General features: G+C 70.6%; 18 protein-coding genes, 1 tRNA gene and 1 pseudogene. 13 read left to right on the plus strand and 7 right to left on the minus strand.

Going from position 1 to position 18,006, the window contains the following annotated elements; genetic code table 11:
• The first annotated feature begins 31 nt into the window (after nucleotides 1-31).
• From OF819_RS15745 to OF819_RS15755, 3 genes are all read left to right on the plus strand, one after another.
• Nucleotides 32-1,237, plus strand: coding sequence for a DNA polymerase III subunit delta' (locus OF819_RS15745; RefSeq protein ID WP_267244153.1), 1,206 nt, complete (start codon nucleotides 32-34; stop codon nucleotides 1,235-1,237).
• A 280-nt stretch (nucleotides 1,238-1,517) separates the two neighbouring features.
• Complete coding sequence (locus tag OF819_RS15750) at nucleotides 1,518-3,074, plus strand: alpha/beta hydrolase (RefSeq protein ID WP_267244154.1); 1,557 nt, start codon at nucleotides 1,518-1,520, stop codon at nucleotides 3,072-3,074.
• 126 nt (nucleotides 3,075-3,200) lie between these two features.
• Nucleotides 3,201-3,277 (plus strand) — tRNA-Thr (locus OF819_RS15755).
• A 433-nt stretch (nucleotides 3,278-3,710) separates the two neighbouring features.
• Here the strand turns inward: OF819_RS15755 and OF819_RS15760 are convergent.
• Complete coding sequence (locus tag OF819_RS15760) at nucleotides 3,711-4,973, minus strand: DNA sulfur modification protein DndB (protein WP_267244155.1); 1,263 nt, start codon at nucleotides 4,971-4,973, stop codon at nucleotides 3,711-3,713.
• 384 nt (nucleotides 4,974-5,357) lie between these two features.
• Here OF819_RS15760 and OF819_RS15765 point away from each other — a divergent pair, with 384 nt between their 5' ends.
• The 3 genes from OF819_RS15765 (at nucleotide 5,358) to OF819_RS15775 (ending at nucleotide 8,485) form a co-directional block, all read left to right on the plus strand.
• Nucleotides 5,358-6,578 (plus strand): trypsin-like serine protease, encoded by a 1,221-nt coding sequence (locus OF819_RS15765; RefSeq protein WP_267244156.1) that lies wholly within the window; start codon nucleotides 5,358-5,360, stop codon nucleotides 6,576-6,578.
• A gap of 201 nt (nucleotides 6,579-6,779) precedes the next feature.
• Nucleotides 6,780-7,325 (plus strand): TetR/AcrR family transcriptional regulator, encoded by a 546-nt coding sequence (locus OF819_RS15770; RefSeq protein ID WP_267244157.1) that lies wholly within the window; start codon nucleotides 6,780-6,782, stop codon nucleotides 7,323-7,325.
• A complete protein-coding gene (locus tag OF819_RS15775) occupies nucleotides 7,322-8,485 on the plus strand; it encodes an FAD-dependent monooxygenase (RefSeq protein ID WP_267244158.1) in 1,164 nt (387 codons plus the stop codon). Before OF819_RS15770 ends, OF819_RS15775 begins: the two co-directional genes overlap by 4 nt.
• A 132-nt stretch (nucleotides 8,486-8,617) precedes the next feature.
• Here the strand turns inward: OF819_RS15775 and OF819_RS15780 are convergent, their stop codons facing one another.
• Nucleotides 8,618-9,442 (minus strand): hypothetical protein, encoded by an 825-nt coding sequence (locus OF819_RS15780; protein ID WP_267244159.1) that lies wholly within the window; start codon nucleotides 9,440-9,442, stop codon nucleotides 8,618-8,620.
• A 209-nt stretch (nucleotides 9,443-9,651) separates the two neighbouring features.
• On the opposite strand from OF819_RS15780, the gene OF819_RS15785 reads away from it, so the two are divergent.
• Both OF819_RS15785 and OF819_RS15790 read left to right on the plus strand, forming a co-directional pair.
• The gene (locus OF819_RS15785) at nucleotides 9,652-10,161 is read left to right on the plus strand and encodes a SigE family RNA polymerase sigma factor (protein ID WP_267244160.1); all 510 of its coding nucleotides are present in this window, start codon (nucleotides 9,652-9,654) and stop codon (nucleotides 10,159-10,161) included.
• 86 nt (nucleotides 10,162-10,247) lie between these two features.
• Entirely contained in the window at nucleotides 10,248-11,549 is a 1,302-nt protein-coding gene (locus OF819_RS15790) for a hypothetical protein (protein ID WP_267244161.1), read from the plus strand.
• A gap of 64 nt (nucleotides 11,550-11,613) precedes the next feature.
• On the opposite strand, the gene OF819_RS15795 is transcribed toward OF819_RS15790, so the two are convergent.
• Both OF819_RS15795 and OF819_RS15800 read right to left on the minus strand, forming a co-directional pair.
• Nucleotides 11,614-12,822 (minus strand): RNA-guided endonuclease InsQ/TnpB family protein, encoded by a 1,209-nt coding sequence (locus OF819_RS15795; RefSeq protein ID WP_267244162.1) that lies wholly within the window; start codon nucleotides 12,820-12,822, stop codon nucleotides 11,614-11,616.
• 120 nt (nucleotides 12,823-12,942) lie between these two features.
• Nucleotides 12,943-13,131 (minus strand): annotated as a pseudogene (locus OF819_RS15800) (bifunctional 3'-5' exonuclease/DNA polymerase); the annotation flags it as partial.
• 117 nt (nucleotides 13,132-13,248) lie between these two features.
• Between OF819_RS15800 and OF819_RS15805 the strand changes: the two are divergent.
• Nucleotides 13,249-13,953 (plus strand): lipoprotein, encoded by a 705-nt coding sequence (locus tag OF819_RS15805; RefSeq protein ID WP_267244163.1) that lies wholly within the window; start codon nucleotides 13,249-13,251, stop codon nucleotides 13,951-13,953.
• Nucleotides 13,954-14,059: 106 nt separating this feature from the next.
• Nucleotides 14,060-14,899 (plus strand): nitrilase-related carbon-nitrogen hydrolase, encoded by an 840-nt coding sequence (locus tag OF819_RS15810; protein WP_267244164.1) that lies wholly within the window; start codon nucleotides 14,060-14,062, stop codon nucleotides 14,897-14,899.
• Nucleotides 14,900-15,022: 123 nt separating this feature from the next.
• Here OF819_RS15810 and OF819_RS15815 read toward each other — a convergent pair whose 3' ends face one another.
• Genes OF819_RS15815 through rpmB form a run of 3 tightly spaced genes read right to left on the minus strand, consistent with a single transcriptional unit; the run spans nucleotide 15,023 to nucleotide 16,256 of the window.
• Nucleotides 15,023-15,664: a hypothetical protein gene (locus tag OF819_RS15815; protein WP_267244165.1), complete on the minus strand. Its 642-nt coding sequence runs from the start codon at nucleotides 15,662-15,664 to the stop codon at nucleotides 15,023-15,025.
• A gap of 50 nt (nucleotides 15,665-15,714) precedes the next feature.
• Entirely contained in the window at nucleotides 15,715-16,020 is a 306-nt protein-coding gene (gene rpsN / locus OF819_RS15820) for a 30S ribosomal protein S14 (RefSeq protein WP_267244166.1), read from the minus strand.
• The gene (gene rpmB / locus OF819_RS15825) at nucleotides 16,020-16,256 is read right to left on the minus strand and encodes a 50S ribosomal protein L28 (RefSeq protein ID WP_267244167.1); all 237 of its coding nucleotides are present in this window, start codon (nucleotides 16,254-16,256) and stop codon (nucleotides 16,020-16,022) included. The genes rpsN and rpmB overlap by 1 nt, the downstream gene beginning before the upstream one ends.
• A 75-nt stretch (nucleotides 16,257-16,331) precedes the next feature.
• On the opposite strand from rpmB, the gene rpmG reads away from it, so the two are divergent.
• From rpmG to OF819_RS15840, 3 genes are read left to right on the plus strand one after another with little or no spacing between them, the layout of a single operon-like run.
• A complete protein-coding gene (gene rpmG / locus OF819_RS15830) occupies nucleotides 16,332-16,496 on the plus strand; it encodes a 50S ribosomal protein L33 (protein WP_014150502.1) in 165 nt (54 codons plus the stop codon).
• 5 nt (nucleotides 16,497-16,501) lie between these two features.
• Nucleotides 16,502-16,777, plus strand: coding sequence for a type B 50S ribosomal protein L31 (locus OF819_RS15835; RefSeq protein WP_267244168.1), 276 nt, complete (start codon nucleotides 16,502-16,504; stop codon nucleotides 16,775-16,777).
• Nucleotides 16,777-18,006, plus strand: coding sequence for a CobW family GTP-binding protein (locus OF819_RS15840; protein WP_416370547.1), 1,230 nt, complete (start codon nucleotides 16,777-16,779; stop codon nucleotides 18,004-18,006). Before OF819_RS15835 ends, OF819_RS15840 begins: the two co-directional genes overlap by 1 nt.

Below are 18,006 nucleotides of genomic sequence, written 5' to 3' on the forward strand. Positions count from 1 at the left end.
GGCCGCAGCGCAGAAAGGGCGGTGACGGCGCATGGCCGTATGGGATGACGTGGTCGGGCAGGAGCGTGTCCGGGCGCAGCTCTCCGCCGCCGCCCGTGATGCCGATTCCCTCGTCACCGCCGAGGCGGCGGGGGAGCCGGCCCCTGAGGCCTCGAAGATGACGCACGCCTGGCTGTTCACCGGCCCGCCGGGCTCCGGGCGTTCCACCGCCGCCCGGGCCTTCGCCGCCGCGCTGCAGTGCGTCAGCCCGGACCGGTCGCTCGGCGGCGAGCCGGGCTGCGGGTTCTGCGACGGCTGCCACACCGCTCTCGTCGGCACCCACGCCGATGTGGAGGTCGTCCGCACCGACCTGCTGTCCATCGGGGTCAAGGAGACCCGCGACCTGGTCCGCCGCGCCCAGCTCTCCCCGGCCGGCGGACGCTGGCAGATCATCATCCTGGAGGATGCCGACCGTCTCACCGAGGGCGCCGCCAATGTGCTGCTCAAGGCGGTCGAGGAGCCCGCCGCCCGCACGGTGTGGCTGCTGTGCGCGCCCTCCCTGGAGGATGTGCTGCCCACCATCCGCTCCCGCTGCCGTCACCTCACCCTCCGCACACCCCCGGTCGCGGCCGTCGCCGACGTCCTCGTACGGCGAGACGGCATCGAGCCGGAGGTCGCCGCGGCCTCCGCCCGCGCCACGCAAGGGCACATCGGCCGCGCGCGCAGGCTGGCCACCGACGAGCGCGCCCGTGCCCGGCGGGCGGCGGTGCTCAAGCTGCCGCTGCGCATCGAGGACATCGGCGGCTGTCTCAAGGCCGCCCAGGAGCTGATCGACGCCGCTGCCGAGGACGCAGCCCAGGCGGCGGAGGAGATCGACGCCAAGGAGACAGAAGAGCTCAAGGCCGCGCTGGGCGCGGCCGCGGGCGGCCGGATGCCGCGCGGCACCGCCGGGGCGATGAAGGAGCTGGAGGACAAGCAGAAGCGCCGCAGGACGCGCACTCAGCGGGACAGCCTCGACCTCGCGCTCTCGGACCTGACCGGCTTCTACCGCGATGTGCTAGCGCTGCAGATGGGTTCCGGGGTCATGCTCGCCAATGAGGATGTACGGGACTCGCTGGACCGCGTTGCGCGGGGTTCCACGCCGGAGCGGACGCTGCGCCGGATAGAGGCGATCGTCGCCTGCCGCCAGACGCTGGAGCGCAACGTCGCCCCGCTGCTGGCGGTCGAGGCGATGGCGGTGGCGCTGCGGGCCGGCTGACACCCGGCGTGGGCCGAGACCCGGCACGGGCTGACACCCGGCGTGGGCCGAGACCCGGCACGGGCTGACACCCGGCGTGGGCCGAGACCCGGCACGGGCTGACACCCGGCGTGGGCTGACACCCGGCTGACGCCTTGGCGTGGGCTGACACCCGGCACGGGCTGACGCCCTGGCGTGGGCTGACACCCGGCACGGGCTGACGCCCTGGCGTGGGCTGACGCCCCGCGCCGCGCATATGCCTGCCCGCCCTTCCGCCGCACCCTTCCATTACTCTCCGGGAATGGACACCAGGCGTCTGCTCCGCACCTCCGCCCTCGCGCTCACCTCGCTGAGCGTGCTCATCTCCGGCTGCACCGGCGGAAGTTCGCCGTCCGACGCCGCCGAGTCGTCCGACGCCGCCCCCTCCTCCGCATCCGCGGCGGCCGCGCCTTCCGCCGGTCTCAAGCCGTACTACACACAGAAGTTGACCTGGCGGGAGTGCGGGGTGCCCGGCTTCGACTGCGCCACGATGAAGGCCCCGCTTGACTACGACGCCCCCGGCGACGGCTCCATCGAGCTGGCCGTCGCCCGCAAAAAGGCCACCGGACCGGGCAAGCGGCTGGGGTCGCTGCAGGTCAATCCGGGCGGACCCGGTGGCTCGGCCCTCGATTACCTCCAGGGGTACGCGGGCATCGGCTACCCCGCCCCGGTGCGGGCCCGCTATGACATGGTCGCCGTCGACCCGCGCGGCGTGGCGCGCAGCGAGCCCGTCGAATGCCTGACGGGGGCGGAGATGGACGCGTACACCCAGGTCGACCAGACCCCGGACGACGCGGCCGAGACGGCGGCGCTGACCAGGGCGCTCCAGGACTTCGCGGCGGGCTGCGAAAAGCGCTCCGGCGAGATTCTGCCGCATGTGTCCACCGTGGAGGCGGCGCGTGACATGGACATCCTCCGTGCGGTGCTGGGCGACGAGAAGCTGACGTATGTGGGGGCGTCGTACGGCACCTTCCTCGGGGCGACCTACGCCGAGCTGTTCCCCGCGCGGGTCGGCCGGCTCGTCCTCGACGGCGCGATGGACCCCTCGCTTTCCGCCCGCGAGCTGAACCGCGACCAGACCGCAGGCTTCGAGACGGCCTTCCAGGCGTTCGCCGCCGACTGCGTACGGCAGCCGGACTGCCCGCTCGGCCAGACGTCCGCCGCCGACGCATCGGCCCGGATGAAGGCCTTCTTCGCGCAGGTCGACGCCGAACCGGTGCCCACGGGTGAGCGCCGTGAGCTGGGCGAGTCACTGGCCACCACGGGCGTCGTCGCGGCGATGTACGACGAGGGCGCCTGGCCGCAGCTGCGCGAGGCGCTGACAGCGGCCATGAACGGCGACGGCTCGGGCCTGCTCTCGCTGGCCGACAGCTACTACGAGCGCTCTCCGGACGGCTCCTACGCCAACCTGATGTACGCCAACGCCGCCGTGAACTGCCTCGACCTCCCGCCCGCCTTCAAGGACGCCGCCGCCGTGCGCTCGGCCCTGCCGGAATTCGAGAAGGCGTCCCCCGTCTTCGGCAGGGGCTTCGCCTGGGCGGCCCTGAACTGCACCTTCTGGCCCACAGCCGCCACCGGCGCCCCCCACCGCATCGAGGCCGAGGGCGCGGCCCCGATCGTGGTCGTCGGCACCACAAGGGACCCGGCCACCCCCTACAAGTGGGCCGAGTCCCTCGCCGCCCAGCTCGACTCCGGCACCCTGCTCACCTACGACGGCGACGGCCACACGGCGTACGGCCGCGGCAGCGACTGCATCGACACCGCGATCAACACCTACCTCCTGGAAGGCACCCCTCCCAAGGACGGCAAGCGCTGCTGACCCTGCCGAGACGCGGGACCGGGGCCACGCAGGACCTGGTTCGGGGCACCCAGAATAACCCTGTAGACTTAGCGCCGCTGCTGATGCGAACGTGTTCCCGAGGGGGGACGCGTTTTCTCGCAGCGCGCCACCTTAGCTCAGTTGGCCAGAGCAACGCACTCGTAATGCGTAGGTCGCGGGTTCGAATCCCGCAGGTGGCTCCAGAGAAGTCCGGCTCAGATACCCGCTGAGCTGGGCTTTTTCTTATGCAGTGACCGTGCGGGGGCGGACCGCGATGATCTTCGCACCCTCATGTGAGGCCGACGTGAGGCCATCCTGCTCGTTCGCCTGCTCGACCGCCCTCTGCTGGGGCAGGCGGGCACTTCCGCGCGGCACCATGGCGGCCGTCGCCTCGACGCCCTCGGTGAAGTGAGCATCCTGAACGGTGTGCTGGGTAACAACACCGAGGCTGCCCCGGGTGGGGCGGCCACCAGCTTGAGCCAGGGCTGCAACGGCCTTTGATGAGATTCCACAATCCCGTAGTTCAAGGGGCTGCGCAGGCGGCGGTCTATGCCAGCGGCTCGGCGGGGTGCTGTCCAAACCAAGAGAGTGTCTCCGCCCCCGGTAAAGGCCGGGGGCGGGGCGCTTCTGAGCGTGCTAGTTCAGAGGCTTCAACTGCGGAGCAAAGGGCTCCATGACGGGCTGTGCGATGCTGGCGTCGAGGGGCATCAGCTCAAGGGCATTCATGACGGCCGCCGCGGCCCGGCGGCCGGGTGCCCGTGTAGTGCTGATCTTGTCGCCGTTAATGATGTTGCCCTGCCAGAGTCCGGCGTCGCGGCGCCAGTCAATCTTGGTCGCGAGGTCGACGTATTTTGCGGTGCGCCAGTCAGGGTCCGGGTGCTTCTCGATTTCGTACGCGACGTGGCCGATGACGACGAGCCCGGTTGCGGTCATGTTGACGTAGTGCTTGCGGTAGTCCACGACCTGGTTCGCGACACCTCCGGTCGTGGGGAGCTTGGCTATCGCGTTCCAGGGCGCCATGTTGTCAGTGAGGGTGGCGAGCATAGCCAGGGTGCGGGCAATGAAGGCGTCCTGAGTCTCATTGGTTCCGATGACCTGGAGGCTACGGGCGGGGATGCTCGCCTCGCTGAGCGCGTAGTCGTGGAACAGAAGCTCCTTGATCATCCCCCGCACCTGGTTGAGCAGGAAAATCGCGGGCGAAAGCTTTGAGAGGCTCTTGGAGGTCTCGTCGATCCGCCCCTTGAAGAGTTCAGAGTTGTCCACGATCTTCGTAAGGACGCGGTTCAGCGGTTCGCGGGTGTTGTACGCGGCCAGCAGGCTTGCTGGGATCTGCTTGGTCTGTGCAGCGTCGGCGAAGTCCTGGTGAATGCGCGCGACGTCAGGCTCAACGACGATGACGACGGAGATGCCGTCGGACATGAACTGCGTGTCGCTGTCGGCCAGAGCTTCGCCGCGCTTGGCGATGGCCGCGAGCCGGTGCTGGCCATCGGTCACAGAGAACCGAGTCTCGTCGCCGATGACTACAAATCCAGCTGTCATCGCGAAGTTGCCACGAGGGATGTGGATTGCCGGAATCGAGCGGACGTTCAGTGTCAGAGGGGGGAGGATGTAGTCCTTCTCGTTCTCGGCAAGATACTTGGTGATTGCACGTACATGGCCACTGTCCATAGGGCGGTTGGTCGCCGTTCTGGGGTTGCCGCCCTTGGCCGCAGAGTCCGCGGCGACATGGTTGACGAGGAAAGCGTACGAGAACGCAGTGGTTAGCATGAGGCGTCCGCCCTGCTGAAACACCACGCAGGTGAAGACGCGCCCGCCGGAGGCGGTGGCGGCTTCGCTGGCGGCGGCCTGAGCGGCGGCAAGGGAGTCGTGTTGAGTCAGCCCGAGCTCTTTGAAGAACATGCGGATCCTTGGTTCTTGACGATGGCGCGAACATCCAACGTAGCGTCAGAAAAGTTCCCCATCCATACAGTCATGAAAGATCCGCCTGATCCAGCCCGAAGGCGTGGGGTGTTGGCGGCTCTCGGGGGACTTGATATGGGATCCCTTGGGGTGTGGTGAAGCCCCCCGCGTCGAACCGGCACCGCAGCCGGTGGCGCCTGCCTCGAAGTGTCAGCAAGCTGCTTCCCGGTGATCAGCGGGTGGTAGCTTAAAAGCGCCGCTGACCACGGCATCTCTGGTGAGCCGATTGGCCATTGGCACACCCTATGGGGGGAGTGGCTCCTTGAGATCGAGTCTGCGCTTGGCCGGGGGAACGGGGCGGCATGCCGTGATTGAGGGAGACACATGAGCAGGACAACGAGGTACGGGGCTTGGGTCGCCGGCGTGGTGGTTGCGGCGGGGGCGCTCGTTGCCAGCCCGGCACAGGCGGTAGTGGGGGAGCCCGCCCCCGACGGGGAGAAGTCTTTCGTCGCGAAGATCGATGCCGGTAAGGGGGACGCCTCCTGTTCCGGCGCTCTCATAGAGGCGCAGTGGGTCGCCACGGCGGCGAGCTGCTTCGCGGCAGACCCCGCGCAGGTGACCGCGGGTGCGCCTGACCGCCCTGCCAAGGTCACCGTGGGGGGCACGGAGCTGGGTTCTGCCTCCGGCCAGGTGCGGGACATCGTGGAACTCGTCCCGCGGAGTGATCGGGATCTGGTGCTGGCGAGGCTGTCCTCGCCGGTCACGGGCATCGAGCCGGTGGCGCTCAGCGCCAAGGCCCCCGTGGACGGGGAGAAGCTGGCCGTCGCCGGGTACGGCCGCACCAAGGATGAGTGGGTGCCGGGGCGGATGCATGTCGGTACGTTCGCTGTCACCGGCACCCGCGGTGCCCAGCTGGACGTCGAGGGCCAGGACGGCGCGGCGATCTGCAAGGGGGACGCGGGTGGCCCCGCGGTCCGCGCCGGCGCCGGCGGCGATGAGCTGGTCGCCGTCAGCAGCCGTTCCTGGCAGGGGGGATGCCTCGGGTCCGAGGAGACCCGCCGGGGCGCCGTCGAGACCCGGGTGGATGACATTGCGGACTGGATCGGCGCGCACGTCGCCCGCTGGTCTCTGAAGGCGCACGCGAACGACAAGTATGTGGCGGCTGAGCTGAGCGCCGCCGGTGCGGACGAGGGAAGGCTGCGGGCCCGCAGTGACAAGGCCCAGGGCTGGGAGCAGTTCACGCTCCACACGTCTGACGGCGGAAAGACGGTCTCGCTCCGGTCGGTGAGCAATCGCCTCTTCGTGAGCGTCGAGATCAACCGGACCGGCAAGTACGAGGGGATGCTGCGCGCCCGCACCGAGCGTCCCGACGCGTGGGAGCGGCTGACTCTGGTGCCGCAGGGTGGCCAGAGCTATGCCCTGAAGTCGGTGCGGAACGGCAAGTTCGTCAGCACGGAACTCAAGTACACGGGGTCGGACGCGGGTCTGCTGCGCGCCCGCTCGGACAAGGCGTCCACCTGGGAGCGCTTCACGCTGGAGCACGCGGACAACTTCCGCGTCGCGGGTGCCGCCCCGGCGGGTCCGTCTCCTCTGCCGCTCGGCTGATCTCCCGCGTCGCAACACGGGTCAAGGCCCAGGTCACTTTTGGTGACCTGGGCTTTTGCCGTTTTGGGGCCGGTGGCGGGCGGTGGGGGCTTGCCGGTGATTGAACGAGTGTTTAGCATGCTGTACATGTGTTCAATGCATGCTGGATCTTCTGGGATGGCCGAGGACCGGACGAGTCGGGCTGTCGTTCGGGATGAGGCGTTGCGGCTCTTTGCCGAGCGTGGCGTCGAGGGGGTGTCGGTGCGGCAGATCGCGGCGGCCGCGGGGGTGTCGCCGGGGTTGGTGGTGCATCACTTCGGGTCGAAGGAGGGCCTGCGGGAAGAGGTCGACCGGTATGTGGCAGCCGTCTTTGAGAAGGTGCTGGACGAGGCCGTCGCCGGTGGAGCCAGTGGGTCCGTGGCCGAGGCCATCGCGGGGCAGCTGCCGGAGGGGTCGGCGGTGCCCGGGTATCTCACCCGGTTGCTGACGGCCGAGGGCGAAGCGGGACGGGCGCTGTTCCGCAGACTGTTCGAGCTGAGCCGGCAGGCGCTGGCGGGGATGGTGGAGTCCGGGACGGCGACGCCGGGCCGGGATCCGCTGGTGCGGGCGGCGTTTTTGCTGGTCAACGATCTGGCCGTGGTGCTGTTGCGGCGGCGGATCCAGGAGGTTGTCGGGGTCGATCCGCTCTCGGCGGCGGGGCTTGAGCGCTGGGGGGACGAGCTGCTCGCGGTCTACGGCGGGGGGCTGCGGGGGGAGGGGACGCGGTGAAGGCGGTCATCTGCGGGGCGGGCATCGCGGGGCTCGCCCTGGCACAGCGGCTGGACGGCATGGGGTGGCAGGTCGTCGTACTGGAGAGGGCGCCCGGCCCGCGTGGGCAGGGCTACATGGTCGACTTCTTCGGCCCCGGCTATGACGCCGCCGAGGCCATGGGGCTGCTTCCCCGGCTGAGGGAGCTGAGTTACCGGGTCGACGAGGTCAGCTATGTGGACGAGCGGGGCCGGCGCAGGGCCGGGCTGGACTACGGGCGGTTCTCCCGGGTCGTCGGCGGGCGGCTGATGAGCATCATGCGGCCCGATCTCGAACGCGCGCTGCGGGAAGGGCTGTCGGATCGGGTCGACCTGCGGTACGGGACCGGTCCCGAGCGGATCGAGGAGACCGCGGACGGCGTACGGGTCACCCTTGCGGACGGCGGTGCGGAGCATGCGGATCTGCTCGTCGGGGCGGACGGGGTGCATTCGACCGTGCGGCGGCTCGTTTTCGGTGGGGAGGACCGGTATCTGCGGCACCTCGGATTCCATACGGCCGCCTTTGTGTTCGACGATCCCGGCCTGCTGCGTGAGGTGAGCGGCAGATTCTGTCTCACCGACACCGTGGGGCAGCAGATGGGGTTCTACGCGCTGCGTGACGGGAAGGTCGCGGCGTTCGCCGTGCATCGCAGCGCGCAGCGCGAACTGCCCGCGGACGCCCGGGCCGTGGTGCGCGCGGAGTACGGAGGGCTCGGCTGGATCGTGCCGCGCGCTCTGGAGAAGTGCCCGCCGCACCAGGACGTGTACTACGACCATGTGGCGCAGATCGTGATGGACGGATGGAGCCGGGGCCGTACGGTGCTGACCGGCGATGCCGCCCATGCGGTCTCGCTGCTCGCCGGGCAGGGCGCGTCGCTGGGGGTCGCCGGGGCGTATGTGCTGGCCGAGGAGCTGGGCCGGAGCGGCTCGGTGGAGCAGCGGCTCGCGGCCTATGAGCGGCGCTGGCGTCCGGTCGTGGAGGACCGGCAGCGGGCCGGGCGGGCAGCGGCCGAGTGGTTTCTGCCGTCATCGCCGACCCGGCTGCGGGTGCGGCGCCTGGCCATGCGGCTCTCGGCGCTGCCGGGCGTGGACCGGCTGATGGCGCGGTCCCTGTCGGGAAAGCCTTCTGTGCCGGGGGCGTGACTTCTGGGGGCTTCGCCCCCCAGAGCCCCGGTACGGACTTCAGCGCCGTGTCCTCAATCTCCCCCAGACGGGCTCAAATGAGCCCAGGGGTGGGGTCTGGGGCGGAGCCCCGAGGTAGGGAAGTGGCCCCGCTCAGGATGCGCGTGTCGTGTGGGGCAGGTAGAAGTATCCCGGGCGGTGGCGCTCGAATGAGGCGCCCTGAGGGGCGTCGGTGTCTATCGCGTAGATCATCAAAGGGGTGGAGCCCGTCGCCACGGCTGCCCCGGCCCGCAGGCGGAAGCGCTCGGTGCGGACGGCGTCGCGGGCGAGCGGCTCTCCGCCCTCGTACAGCCAGTAGGGCATCACATCGTTGGCGATGCGCAGCTCCTGCGCCCGCCAGACGCCCGCCGCGCGGTCCCACCGCTCCAGGACGAAGCCGGGGCCCGAGGCCGGCTCGTCCCCGGGCTCGCGGACCAGGAACTCCATCTGGAACGCAAGCCGCAGATGCCGGTACGCGTAGGTGTTGCCGTTGCGCAGGGTGACGGTGAACTCCTGTGGCGCGCCGCCGCGCACCAGGCTGAGGCGGCCGCCCTGCGTCGAGGCGTGGAGCCCCAGCAGCGTCGGCACCGGCGGCTTGGTCGCTTTGGGCTTGGCGGACTTGGTGGGCTTGGCGGACTTGATGGGCTTGACCGGCTCGGCAGGCGGAGTGGATCTGGCCGCAGGCGTGGACGCCGCGGGCTTCGAGGCGGCCGGCGTGGCGCTGGCGCTGGGGCTGCTGCTCGGGGGCGGGCTCACGCTGGCGCTCGGGCTGGAGTCGGGACCTTCCGACGCGCCGGGCGACGCGGTTGCGGTGGCGGTCGGCGTCGCCTTGCGGGCGGCGGCCGCCTCGCCGTCCTTGTCGTCGCAGCCGGTGATCGCCGCCGCCAGCAGCACCGCCGATGCCGCGCAGACCGCCGCGCTGTTTCGCCCGAGACGCATGCCCGGTCCCCCCGTGGTTGGTTTTGTGACTGGTTTCTGCCAGAACGGCTCGAACTTAACAGCGATGCATCACGTCCATGGGGGGCTGTGGATAACGCTTGGATTCCCCAGATGACGGTTTGGACACGGTCGGCACGACCGCTGAAACATTTCGCCGAGGCCGGCGCGTCAGTCAGATGTAGGTGCGGAGCACGACGAACGGGGAGGGCATGCGGGGGTCGCGTGCAGAGGAGTTCAAGGAGTTCGCGGTCGGCCGGTCCGGTTCGCTGTTCCGGTCCGCTTGCCTGCTGACCAGCGGCGACGCTCATCTCGCTGAGGACCTGACCCAGGAGACGCTCGGGCGGGTGTACGCGCAGTGGGGGCGTGTCTCCAAGGCGGACAACCCCGCGGGATATGCCCAGACCATCCTCGTACGCGTCTTTCTGACCCATCAGCGGCGGCGCTCCGCCGCCGAGCGCCCCCTCGGCGAGCTCCCTGACTCCGCCGCGCCGCCCGGCGGCGATCCGGCCCTTCGCGTCGCGCTGCTGGGCGCCCTGGCGCGGCTCGCGCCCAAGGACCGCGCCGTGGTGGTGCTGCGGTACTGGGAGGACCGCAGTGTGGAGGAGACCGCCGACGCCATGAACGTCAGTTCCGCCGCCGTCCGCACCAGATCCGTGCGGGCGCTCGCACAGCTCCGGGAGCAGCTCGGCGGCGGCATCGCCGAGTTCGCCGCCTCCTGAAGCAGTAGTTCTGCTGAAGCAGTAGTTCTGCTGAATCAGCATTTCTGTCGTTTTCAACCCATCTATTGCGGAGAGTGTGGCTTCCCATGCCTTTTGAAGACGAGTTCGGCGACGCCTTGCGCCGCACCGGTGACTCCTTCCGGCCTCCGGACCGTTCCGCACTGGTGGAGGGGGGCATCCGGCGCGGGCGCCGGAGGCTGGCGCGCCGCAGAGCCGCCGCCGTCGCCGGGAGCGTGCTCGCCCTGGCGGCGGTCGGCCTCGGCGGGGCGTACGGGGGCGGGGTGCTCGGCGGGTCCGATGCGGGGGACCGCGCCTCTTCGGCGGCAGGACCCGCCTCGCCGACCGCGCCCGCCGCAGCCGCCGGTTCGGACGGCTCGATCACCGGGCGGCAGATGCTCGACACCCTCAAGGGCCTCCTCCCGGAGGGGAAGGTCATGCATGAGGAGGGCCGCGGCAACGGCACCACGGCGCCCGGTACGCCCACCATGCCGTACGCCTCCGTCGTCTTCGACGACGGGGACGGCGCGGCGGCGATCGCCGTCGGCCTGACCTCGCTGGACCCCGAGGGCGCGGCCGCGGCCGGCCATGTCACCTGCCCTTCCCAGACGCTGGTCGCCCATGACTCCTGCGTCGCCGAGACGCTGGCCGACGGCTCTCGGTATCTGATGTTCCAGGGGTACGAGTACCCGGACAGGCGTGAGGAGACCCGGCGCTGGCGGGCCGCGCTGCTCACCCCGGAGGGTGTGCTGATCGACGCGAGCGAGTACAACGCGCCCGCGCAGAAGGGCGCCGAGGTGTCCCGGCCGACGCCCCCGCTGACTCCACGGCAGATGAAGGCCCTGGTCATGGACAAGGCATGGCAGCCGCTGACGAAGAAGCTGGACAAGCCGGAAAAGGAGGAGCGGCCCGACGCGACAGGCACGGGCGCGACAGGCACCGACGCGAGCGGCCCGGACGCCGTCAGGGACGGACTGGTGCGGCTGCTCCCTGAGAGCCTTTCGGTGATGGACAAGGGCGGCCAGGAGGGATACGGCTTCGCCGTCGTGGAGGAGAAGGAGAACGGCAAGGGGGCGAGCCTGGTCCAGATCAACGTGCAGCGCGGCATGGGCGACGTCGCCGGGGAACTGGAGGCGCGCGCCGACGACGTCACCACCCTGCCCGACGGCACCAAGGTGATGCTGGACGACGACCTGGGCGCCGACGGAAAGGGCGGCAGGGGCACGGTGGGCTGGACGGTCGACACACTCCGGACGGACGGCTTCCGTGTGGTGATCACCGCCTTCAACACCAGAAGCCAGAGCCAGGACGCCACCCGGACCGCACCCGCCCTGACCATGGAGCAGCTCAAGGCCATCGCCCTGGAGGACCACTGGCTGACTTTCAGGTGACCGGCGCCGGGGCTTACTTGGCGTCGGATTGACATCCTCTCCCCCTGAGGGGGGCGATCTCCGCCTACCGCGCGGTTGAAGGCTGCGGTGTCGGGTGGGTTCCCGCTTCGCTGCGCTGCGCCGGGACGAATCCTGGTCTTACCTGCGCTCCACGGGCTGACACGGCCAGTCCGGCCGCCTTGGCGACGTTGACCGCCGCGTTGACATCCCGGTCTAGGGCCGCTCCGCACGCCCTGCACGTCCACACACGGACGTGCAGGGGCTTGGGGCCGTCCTGCACACCGCACTGTGAGCACACCTGAGACGTGGGCTCGAAGCGGCCGATCTTCACAAAGGTGCGCCCGTACCGGGCGGCCTTGTACTCCAGCATGCTCACGAACGCGGACCATCCGGCGTCGTGGACGGACTTGGCCAGGCGCGTGCGGGCGAGTCCCTTCACCGCGAGGTCTTCCACGGCGACCGCTTGGTTCTCGCGGATCAACTTGGTGGAGAGCTGGTGGTGGAAGTCGCGGCGCGCGTCTGCGACACGGGCGTGTGCCCGTGCGACGCGGACCCTGGCCTTGTCCCGGTTGCTGGAGCCCTTCTCCTTGCGGGAGAGCGCCCTCTGCGCCTTCTTCAGACGCTTCTCCGCCCGGCGCAGGAAGCGCGGAGAGTCGATCTTCGTGCCGTCCGACAGGACCGCGAAGTGCCCCAGCCCGAGGTCGACGCCCACCTCGGGCGCCCTCTCCGGCAGCACCTCCGAGGCGTCCGTCGCGACGACGAAGCTCGCGAAGTACCGCCCGGCGGCGTCCTTGATCACCGTCACGGTGGACGGTGTGGAGGGCAGCGTGCGCGACCACTTCACCTTGAGATCGCCGATCTTCGGCAGACGCAGCTTCCGCCCTGGCGTGATGGACCAGCGGGCGTTGGCGGTGAACCGGACGGCCTGCCGCGTGTCCTTGCGGGACTTGTACCGGGGCGCACCCATCTTCGGGCGTTTGCCCTTCAAGCTGTCGAAGAAGTTCCGGTACGCGGTGTCCAGGTCGCGCAGGGACTGCTGGAGTACGACGGCTGAGACCTCGCCGAGCCAGGCCCGTTCTGGGGTGCTTTTCGCCCCGGTGATGAGCCGCTTGGACAACTCGCCGACCTTTGGGAACAGCAGGCCCTGGCTGCGCGCGGTCTCCCGAGCCCTGAGGGCGTCGTTGTAGACCACCCGCGCGCACCCGAACGCCCGTGCCAACGCCGTGCGCTGACCGGCGCTCGGGTACAGGCGGAAGCTGTACCGAAGCTGCACACGGATCACGCTACACAGTCGGTACATGGGCATCGATGAGAAATTCGTACAGGCCGTCACTGCGTCTTCCGCATGCAGGCTCCGCCGGGAGCTCCCCGATCTCGTTTGCCACTACTGGCGGACATGTGGATAGAGCTCCGCGGCAGAGCGCCACACCCACCGTGTGACATGCGGCCGGGACCGGACGGCCGTGATCAGATCGGGCTCCTCCACGACCGGGCCTGCGGGCAGCCCGTCAGGGCCGAGGGGGACGAGCCGGGCGCCGTCGCCCGCACCCTCGGCCGCCGTCACGGCCCATCGTTCGCTCATGGATGCGAGTGTGGCAGCGGGGTCTGACAACAGGGCCGATGACGGCGCTCGGCGCGCACTCTCTATGGTTGGCCGGTCGACGGAAGCACGGAACGCAGAACAGAGCGGGGGCCGACCATGCGAAGCGAGCGTCGCGGGAGAAGAGCGCCGGAGCTGCGCGGTTCGGGCGCGATGCTGGCCGCCGCGGTGCTGGCCGCCGGGGTGCTGAGCGGCTGCTCCGGGGAGCCTGGCACGGAGCAGGCAGAGGCGACGGCGGCGTCCTCGCCGACCCCGACCACGACCCCGACCAAGACCTCGGCCCCGCCCTCGACTCCGACCGCCGACGGCCGCTCCCTCGGTGCACGGGGCGCCGCGTGCGAGCTGCCCGTGACCTTCGGCCTCGCCGCCTCCTGGGAGCCGGAGGCGGTGAAGCTTGACACGGAGTTCGGAGCGCTGACGCACGGACCCGTCACCCTCGTCTGCGAGATCGACGCCAAGCCGGCGGGGAACATCGGCTTCCTGCGCGTCTGGACGGCCGAGGGCAAGGGCGGCGGCGACGCCCGCGCGGCGCTTGAGGCGTTCGTCGCGGAGGAGGCGAAGAGCCGGGACGCCGTGACGTTCACCGAGACGAAGGCGGGCGGCTTCCCGGCGGCCGAGGTGCGCTATCTCAACACCAGCGAGTTCCTGGACGAGCCGAAGAAGGAGCGCGCGCTGGCCGTCTCGGCCCCCGGTGGCCTGGTCGTGCTGCATCTGGGCGGGCTGGACACCGAGGAGCACGAGGAGATGCTCCCGGCCTATGAGCTGGCCAAGCGGACCCTCCGGGCCACGACGACCGCGGGCTGACCGACCCCGCCCCAAGGCCCCGCCCCCAAGGCCCCCGGGCGGCCTCCCCTGCCGAACGGCGGCCCTCCGCGTGCCGTCGGGGCCGCACGCTGTCAGGCTCGGCCCCATGCGAGTGGCACTGGCACAGATGGAGTGCGAACTGGGAGAGGTGGAGCGCAACCTCGAAACGGCGCGGGACCAGGTGTCGCAGGCCGTCGCCCAGGGCGCTGACCTCGTCGTCTTCCCGGAGCTGCACCTCAACGGCTACCACCTGGGCGCGCTCAGGAGGGACACCTCGGTCGAGGCGCGCGATCCGCGGCTGCTGGAGCTGGGAACCCTCGGCACGGATGTCGTGATCGGCTTCCATGAGCACACGGCCCTGCGTGCGTACAACACCTGTGCGTACTACACGGGCGGGGAGCTGCTGCACGCCCACCGCAAGCTGTATCTGCCCAATTACCTCGCCTGGGAGGAGCGCAAGCACGTCAGCCCGGGGCAGCATCTGCGCGCCTACGAGCTGCCGCGCGGCCACGGCCGGGCGGCGACGCTCGTGTGCAATGACGCCTGGCAGCCGGTGCTCCCCTGGATCGCCGTGCAGGACGGCGCGGAGGTGGTGATCGTCCCGGCGAACAGCGCGGCCAGTCTGGACCCCGAGGCCATGGACACCGGGCTGTACTGGGACAGCCTGCTCGTCTACACGGCGCGGATGCTCCAGTGCTGGGTGGTCTTCGTCAACCGCGTGGGCAATGAGAACGGCGCGTCGTTCTGGGGCGGCTCCCGGGTGGTGGACCCGCGGGGGACGGTGGTGGCGCAGGCCCCCAAGTGGGAGCCCGGCCTGGTCACGGTCGACATCGACGCCCACGAGGCGCGCCGCCAGCGCCGCTCGGTCCCGCTGGTGGCGGAGGCCCGTCTGGGCCTGATCGACCGCGAGGTACGCCGTCTGATCGACGAAGGCGGCGACAGCTGACGCGCGGCTGACGCCTGGCCGCACCCGCACCCGCACCCCGCACCCGCACCCCGCACCCCGCACCCGCATCCGCACCCGCACCCCGCCCCGGCCTCGGAGGCCGGGAAGCGTCCGAAAGGGTTCTCAGGGCGTCGGAATGCCCGTCGGCGTGTTCAGCGGCGTCCCGTCCGGGAGCTTCGCGTCATCCAGCTCGCCCGGGTCGGTCTTGACCAGCGTGTCCCTCGTCCCCGCCTCCCAGGCGAGGACGAGGGTTTCGCCGTCATTGGACTCGACCGTGCCCGCCGTCCGCTCCGATCCGCCGCTCGCACAGGTGAGCGTGAGCGTCGGCTTGCCCGAGGACGAGGCGCCCGCGTCGGTGACCTGGCCGGTGCAGACCTGGCCGCCCGCGACGACCACCGCGAGCGTGCCGGTGACCGAGAGGGCGACGGGCCTGCCGTCCGTCTTCCCGGACCAGCTGCCCTCCAGGCTGCTGAGCGACGCGGCGCCTGTCCCGGCCGTGGATGCCGTCGGAGTGCCGGAGGGCTCTGACGTGTCGGAGCCGCCGCCTCCGCCGCCGCATCCGGCGAGGGCGAGCGAGGCCGTCAGCAGACCGACGGCCGCGGCGACCCCTGACATGCGCACCGACATGCGCACCGGCAGACGAACCGGCAGACGAACCGGAAATCGCACCGGCATCCGCGTCGACATGCACACCGACATGCGCACCGGCATGGGCGCGGGCACCCGCTTGGGCGTGCGTACCGGCGTACGTACGGATCTGAGCACGGCTCATCCTCTCGTGACGGCTGGCGCGGGCGGCTGCCCAACTGCGCAAGCTACCAGGACGACTTGCGAACCCCCGGCAGGAATCCGGCGTGCGCCTGTTCGCGCATCCGTACCCGGGAGAGGCCGAACTTCCGCAGATGACCGCGCGGCCTGCCGTCCACGCCGTCCCGGTTGCGCACGCGCGTGGCGCTCGCGTCGCGCGGCTGACGCCTCAGTTCGCGCTGTGCGGCGAGCCGTTCCGACTCGCTTGCGCCGGGCCTGCGGATGATCTCCTTCAGCTCGGCGCGCCGCTCGGCGTACCGGGCGACGATCTCCATACGCCGCTCATTGCGGACGATTTTGCTCTTCTTCGCCATCAGATCTTCACCCCGCGGGCGCGGATCCGGGCGACGGCGGCCTCGATCCCGATCGAGTCGATGGTCTTGATCCCCTTCGCGCTGAGGGTGAGCCGGACATGCCGTCCCTCGCTCGGCAGCCAGTAGCGCTTGCGCTGGATGTTGGGGTCGAAGCGGCGCGAGGAGCGCCGGTGGGAGTGGGAGACGGCATTGCCGAAGCCGGGCTTGGCGCCGGTCAGCTGGCAGTGGGCGGACAAGGGTGACCTACCTCTCGGTCGTGGGTATGGACCATGGTTTGGTAATGGAAACCATTTCCATTTACTCTACCTCCCATGGCCCGCAACGAACTCCGCCCGATCATCAAGCTCCGCTCCACAGCGGGCACCGGCTACACCTACGTCACCCGGAAGAACCGCCGTAACAACCCCGACCGGCTGACCCTGCGCAAGTACGACCCCGTCGCCGGCCGCCACGTCGACTTCCGAGAGGAGCGCTGAGCACCATGAAGCCCGGCATTCATCCCCCGTACGGACCCGTCGTCTTCCGCGACAAGTCCGGCGGCCTCGCCTTCCTGACCCGCTCGACCATGACGAGCGACAAGACGATCGAATGGGAGGACGGCAACACCTACCCGGTCGTCGACGTCGAGATCTCCTCCGCGAGCCACCCCTTCTACACGGGGACCGCACGGGTGATTGACACGGCCGGCCGCGTCGAGCGCTTCGAGCAGCGCTACGGACGCGGACGCCGGACCGGCGACAAGGGCGAGGCCCGCTGATGGACGGCTCGTCGTCCCGAAGCGAGCGGCCGGACAACGGGCGGCCGGACAGGGCGCGGCCGGATAAGGCGCTGCCGGACGGAGTGCTGCCCGTCGCCGTCGTCGCCGGACTGCACTCCGACGCCCGCAGGGCCGCCGTACAGCGGCTCCTCGACACCGTGCCCGGCAGCGTCGCGCTCCACCACGATCTGTCCGGCGCCGCCGAGCGCGGCACGGTCCTCCGCACCGTGCGCGACGCCCGCGAGGTCCTTGACACCGGTGAGACCCCGCTGGTCAACGACTGCGCCTGCTGCGCGCTGCGCGAGGATCTCGTGCCGGAGCTGGAGCGGCTGGCGCACGGCCGTATGACGCGGCTCGCGATCGTCGAGCTCTGGGACTCGGTCGAGCCGAAGGCGATGGCGGAGGTCGTCGCCGCACACGGCGGGGACGACCTCGCCGTCACCTCGGTGATCACGGCCGTCGACCCGGCTCTGCTGCTGCCCTACCTCGGCAACGGCGACGACCTGATGGAGGCGGGACTCGCCGCGGCCTCGACCGACCAGCGGACCGTCGCCGACACCTGGGCGCGCCAGCTGGAGTATGCGCCGGTGCTGGCGATCGCAGAGGGCGAGGAGGCGGATGCCGCCGACGACGAAGACCGGGCGCTGCTCGCCCAGCTCCATCCCACCGCCCGTCAGACGCCCGTGGCGGGCGACGGTCTGGCCGCCGCCGCGTTCGCCGGGTTCGATGTCGAGGCGGCGGCCGCCGCCCAGCATCCGGCCTGTGCGCTGCTGCCGCAGGACGCGGAGGAGAGCGGCGTCGGCACCCTTGTCTGGCGCCGCCGCCGCCCCTTCCACCCGGGGCGGCTGTATGCCGCGCTGGAGGATCTGACCTGCGCGGCCGCCCGCAGCCGCGGCCGCTTCTGGCTCGCCGACCGGCCGGACACCCTGCTGGCCTGGGACGCCGCCGGCGGTGCGCTCTGTGTGGAGAGCGCGGGCCCCTGGCTCGCATCGCTCCCGGACGCCGCCTGGGAGATGGTGCCGCCGGTCCGCAGGGCCGCGGCCGCGCTGGACTGGGACTTCGAGCACGGGGACCGCTGCCAGCACCTGGTTTTCACCTCACCCGGTCTGGACCGGGACGGTCTGACGCGGCTCCTGGAGTCCTGCCTGCTGACCGACGCCGAGTACGCCGCCGGCCGTGAGGCCTGGAAGCGGCTGCCGCCCGCCTTCGACAACCTCCTGGAGGTCTGA

It is taken from the genome of Streptomyces sp. PR69, from assembly GCF_026420845.1.
Classification (GTDB): domain Bacteria; phylum Actinomycetota; class Actinomycetes; order Streptomycetales; family Streptomycetaceae; genus Streptomyces.

Excerpts from the sequence above, each read along its gene's own strand:
- OF819_RS15765 (WP_267244156.1), top strand. The coding sequence starts at position 5,358 with ATGAGCAGGACAACGAGGTACGGGGCTTGGGTCGCCGGCGTGGTGGTT.
- OF819_RS15745 (WP_267244153.1), top strand. The coding sequence starts at position 32 with ATGGCCGTATGGGATGACGTGGTCGGGCAGGAGCGTGTCCGGGCGCAG.
- OF819_RS15785 (WP_267244160.1), top strand. The coding sequence starts at position 9,652 with ATGCGGGGGTCGCGTGCAGAGGAGTTCAAGGAGTTCGCGGTCGGCCGG.
- OF819_RS15840 (WP_416370547.1), top strand. The coding sequence starts at position 16,777 with ATGGACGGCTCGTCGTCCCGAAGCGAGCGGCCGGACAACGGGCGGCCG.
- OF819_RS15790 (WP_267244161.1), top strand. The coding sequence starts at position 10,248 with ATGCCTTTTGAAGACGAGTTCGGCGACGCCTTGCGCCGCACCGGTGAC.
- OF819_RS15780 (WP_267244159.1), bottom strand. The coding sequence starts at position 9,442 with ATGCGTCTCGGGCGAAACAGCGCGGCGGTCTGCGCGGCATCGGCGGTG.
- rpmG (WP_014150502.1), top strand. The coding sequence starts at position 16,332 with ATGGCCCGCAACGAACTCCGCCCGATCATCAAGCTCCGCTCCACAGCG.
- OF819_RS15750 (WP_267244154.1), top strand. The coding sequence starts at position 1,518 with ATGGACACCAGGCGTCTGCTCCGCACCTCCGCCCTCGCGCTCACCTCG.
- OF819_RS15805 (WP_267244163.1), top strand. The coding sequence starts at position 13,249 with ATGCGAAGCGAGCGTCGCGGGAGAAGAGCGCCGGAGCTGCGCGGTTCG.
- rpsN (WP_267244166.1), bottom strand. The coding sequence starts at position 16,020 with ATGGCGAAGAAGAGCAAAATCGTCCGCAATGAGCGGCGTATGGAGATC.
- OF819_RS15760 (WP_267244155.1), bottom strand. The coding sequence starts at position 4,973 with ATGTTCTTCAAAGAGCTCGGGCTGACTCAACACGACTCCCTTGCCGCC.
- OF819_RS15810 (WP_267244164.1), top strand. The coding sequence starts at position 14,060 with ATGCGAGTGGCACTGGCACAGATGGAGTGCGAACTGGGAGAGGTGGAG.
- OF819_RS15835 (WP_267244168.1), top strand. The coding sequence starts at position 16,502 with ATGAAGCCCGGCATTCATCCCCCGTACGGACCCGTCGTCTTCCGCGAC.